The sequence below is a fragment of the Patescibacteria group bacterium genome, from assembly GCA_028716045.1.
GTDB lineage: Bacteria > Patescibacteriota > Patescibacteriia > JAQUQO01 > JAQUQO01 > JAQUQO01.
Window position 1 is genome coordinate 1 of sequence record JAQUQO010000002.1, and the last position, 3,909, is coordinate 3,909.

A 3,909-nucleotide genomic window follows, 5' to 3' on the forward strand; every position below is an offset into this window, starting at 1 on the left:
CTCGGCCGCCGGCAGGCACAGAAGATGGCCTCGACGTACCTCAAGTTCTACCTAAACGAGACCACCGACGCGCATCCGTACGTGCACCCATCGTTCAACACGCTCGGCGCGCGTACCTCGCGCATGTCGTGCGACTCACCGAACCTGCAAAACGTGCCGCGCCTCGGGACGAACAAGTTCGCCGACGCGGTGCGCAACTGCATCACGTCGCGCTACGTTTCGCCGGAGCTGCTGCTCAAGTTCGACGCCGAGGGCTTCACCCAGCGGGACGCGGTGGAGCACGGCTGCCTGATGTTCTGCGACTTCGCACAGATCGAGATGCGAATCCTTACGCACCTGTCCGAGGACGAGCACATGATCGCCGCGTTCCACGGCGACGAGGACTTCTTCGTGACGCTGGCGCGCGCCATCTACCACGACGAGACCATCGACAAGAAGGATCCCCGACGACGTGTGACAAAAAACGCTGGCTACGCCACCGTGTATGGCGCGGGCATCCGCAAGTTCGCGCTGACCGCGGGCGTCAGCGAGGCGGAGGCGCGCGAGTTCTTCCGCCGCTGGAACGCGCTCTACCCTGGCGTCCTGCGCTGGCAGCAGTCCATCATCCAGGAGGCCAGCTTCGAGAAGCTCGAGACCGGCCAGGCGGCGGTGCGGTCGCTGCTGACGAACCGGCGGTACGTTGGCGACAGCGGCAAGGAGTACGCGCTGGCGAACTACAAGATCCAGGGCATGGCCGCCGAGATCAACAAGATGAAGCTCGTCGAGCTGGACAACGCGGGACTCGGGCCGTGGATGATCGCCACGGTGCACGACGAGGTCATTCTCGACGTCCCGGGAGAGCACGTCCTCGACGTGGCGCACATGCTCGAGAAGGTCATGAACGACGACACGCTGCTCTCGGTGCCGGTTCGCGCGGAGATCGCGTTTGGTCATAGGTGGGGCAAGAAAAGGGACTGGGTTAAGACAGCTTAGGAGGAGCACGTGCCTCAGGCACACGAGTACTGGCGTGAGATACTGGAGAACGTTAAGACCAGCGACGTGGTCTGCGTGACGCTCGACCGCGGGATCAGGTTCAGCGGGCAGGTCGTCGACGTGGACGACTTCGCCGTCAAGCTGGAGACCGAGCAGGATGACAAGACGCTGTCACACGTCGTAGACCTTCTCGGCATCGTGGCCGTGTCGACCGATGTCCGACACGCCTAGGCTCATCATCGGCGTCGATCCAGGCCAGGCCACCGGTCTGGCCTGGATGCTGGACGACGATTTTATGTCGGTCGACACGACGCCGCTCGAGGCCTGTGACAAGATCTCACGTATGCTGCGGCTGCGCGGCGATCGATCGGCGGTGGTCGCCGTGGAACGGTACAACATCACCCAGCGCACCGTGAAGCTCAGCCGCCAGTATGACGCGCTGGAGATCATCGGCGTGTGCCGCTGGTTGGCGCACGCGCACCGCGCGACGTTCGTGCTGCAGGGTGCGTCGGACGCCCAGCGCTGCGGCAACCGTGAGGTGCTCCGGACGCTCGGCTGGTGGTCTCCGGGCGGCGACCACCGCAACAAGGCCGCCGCGCAGGTCGCCCTCGCGTACCAGCAGACCTTTCCGCACGAGTTTGCGTCGCGGCTCGAACCTGGTACGATTATCTAGTCGGTACGGCGACTAGAGACGGAGGACGAAAGATGACCACTCTTATGGGAAGCGGCAGCCCGCTTGAGCGTACCTGGTACTTTACGTTCGGGGCGGGGCACGTGCACCCGCGGACCGGGGCGTCGCTCGCGGACCACTACACCACTGTCACCGCCACCTCGCCCGACGCGGCGCGCGAGCAGATGATGCGCATCTTCGACAACCAGTGGGCGTTCCAGTACGAGTCGGCCGAGAAGGCCGGCGTCGAGCGGTTCGGCCTCAAGCACGTGCCGTGCGTGTCATACTCGCCGGGCGAGCTGCTGCCACCGACGGCGCACGAGCAAGAGCGCGGGTCGTGGCGTCTTCAGATGCTGACGTTCTTCGACCATCTCGAGCCGCCGGAGAACTACTACGTGATACCGTGCTACCCGACCTTCGAGGAGCTGCGGCGCGTCATGGACGCTTACGGCGTCCCGGCGAGCGCCACGGTCGAGTACGCGGACTGCGGCAGCCACGCGCTCACCGTCGAGTGGGACACCCCGCTAAAGCGGGAGCTCGAGCGGCGGCACCAGGCGGAGCTCGAAGCGTATCTCGACGCCGAGGACGAGGACGAGTACGAGGACGAGGACGAGGACGAGGACGAGGACGAGGACGAGGTGCCTGACCTTGCCTAGCATCGAGCTCGGCGACGGCGTCATTCGGATCACGACGCGCTCCACGGACAAGGAGCAGGTAAAGCTCGTTCCCGGCTCTCGCTGGGATCCCGACGAGAAGATCTGGACCACGCCGCTTACCTGGGCGGCGTGCGTCCAGCTCCGTGGGATCTTCGGCGACCTCCTGGAGGTCGGACCGAGGCTGACGCGCTGGTCGCTCGACGAGTTCGAGCGTCGGATCAGGCCGACCCTGGAGCTGCGCGCGCTCGTCGACGCGTCGGCGCTGTTCGACCGGAAGGTCTGGCTGACGTCCGACGTCGAGCCCTACGACTTCCAGGTCTGCGGCGCACGGTTTCTCACCGCGGCCGGTTCGGCGCTGTTGAACGACGACATGGGCGTAGGCAAGACCATGCAGGCACTCGCGGCGCTCGGACCCGAGGCGCTGCCCGCGCTGGTAATCTGTCCGAACTCGGTGAAGCGGTCGTGGGAGCGCCACGCGGACCGGTACCACCGGTACGCGACGCCGTACGTCGTCACCGGCGGAGCGGCGGGCCGGCGTAAGATCATCGAGCAGGCCGCCGGCGACCCGTTCGCCCTTGTGATCATCAACATCGAGGCGGTGCGGCTACTGTCTCGCCTCGCGCCGTACGGCTCGATGCGGCTGGCGCGCTGCCGCGAGTGTGACCCGCGTCACGGCGACGAGACGCTGACGGCGACGCGGTGTGAGGTGCATCGCAAGGAGCTCAACGGCTTCGGCTTCAAGACGGTGATCCTGGACGAGGCGCATCGGATCAAGGAGCCGAAGTCGAAGCAGACCCGCGCCGTGTGGGCGGTCGGACACGATCCAACGGTCGTGACCCGCTGGGCTCTCACCGGCACCGCGATCGCGAACCACGTCGGCGATCTCTGGTCCATCATGCACTTCGTCGCGCCGGACGAGTACCCGAACAGGTCGAAGTACGTCGATCGTTATGCTCTTCAAAGCTGGAACGCGTTCGGCGGTCTCGACATCATCGGCATCAACCCGCAGACCCGGGACGAGTTCTTCAAGATCCTCGACACACGATACCGTCGGACGCCGAAGGCACTTGTGCTGTCGCAGCTTCCCGCGAAGGTGCGCTCCACCCGCTGGGTGGAGATGACGCCGAAGCAGCGCAAGGCGTACGACGAGCTCGACTCGCGTCTTACGACGCTGATGGCGGACGGCACGCCGCTAACGGTCGCCGACAACCTGGTGAAGAACACCCGCATGCTGCAGCTCGCGTCGTCCTACGCAGACGTCGAGTGGGTCGAGACCCCGGAGACGACCGACAAGGACCGCTGCGAGTGTCGTCGTCTCGGGTGGGCGGAGCACGCGGTCGGCTGCCGACGTCGCTGGAGATGCGTCGTGACGCCGACCGAGCCGTCGCCGAAGCTCGACGCGATGGAGGAGATCATCGACGAGAGCGGCGGCAAGCCGCTGGTGATCGCCGCACAGCACGCGAAGCTGCTCGCGCTCGCCCAGCGGCGGCTCGACAAGCTTAAGATCCCGTACGGCCGGATCGTCGGCGACGTGTCGGAGTACGACCGGCAGGTCGCGCTCGACCGCTTCCGGTCGGGAGCGCTGCAGGTCATGCTGATCACGATCGACGC

General features: G+C 65.9%; 5 protein-coding genes. All 5 read left to right on the forward strand.

Annotation, left to right across the window (positions count from 1 at the left end; translation table 11 throughout):
• Positions 1–972 (forward strand): DNA polymerase (locus PHG22_04670; GenBank protein ID MDD5491040.1); only part of this gene is annotated, 972 nt, incomplete at its 5' end.
• Between the two features lie 9 nt (positions 973–981).
• Positions 982–1,203, forward strand: coding sequence for a hypothetical protein (locus PHG22_04675; protein MDD5491041.1), 222 nt, complete (start codon positions 982–984; stop codon positions 1,201–1,203).
• Complete coding sequence (locus tag PHG22_04680) at positions 1,187–1,645, forward strand: hypothetical protein (GenBank protein ID MDD5491042.1); 459 nt, start codon at positions 1,187–1,189, stop codon at positions 1,643–1,645. Before PHG22_04675 ends, PHG22_04680 begins: the two co-directional genes overlap by 17 nt.
• Positions 1,646–1,689: 44 nt before the next feature.
• Positions 1,690–2,298 carry a hypothetical protein gene (locus PHG22_04685; GenBank protein ID MDD5491043.1) on the forward strand — a complete coding sequence of 203 codons (609 nt, stop codon included), beginning with the start codon at positions 1,690–1,692 and terminating at the stop codon, positions 2,296–2,298.
• A partial coding sequence (locus PHG22_04690) for a DEAD/DEAH box helicase (protein MDD5491044.1) occupies positions 2,291–3,909 on the forward strand: 1,619 nt, incomplete at its 3' end. The genes PHG22_04685 and PHG22_04690, both read left to right, overlap by 8 nt.

Bases quoted from the DNA above. Each gene is read 5' to 3' on its own strand.
- PHG22_04680 (MDD5491042.1), top strand. From the start codon at position 1,187: ATGTCCGACACGCCTAGGCTCATCATCGGCGTCGATCCAGGCCAGGCC.
- PHG22_04685 (MDD5491043.1), top strand. From the start codon at position 1,690: ATGGGAAGCGGCAGCCCGCTTGAGCGTACCTGGTACTTTACGTTCGGG.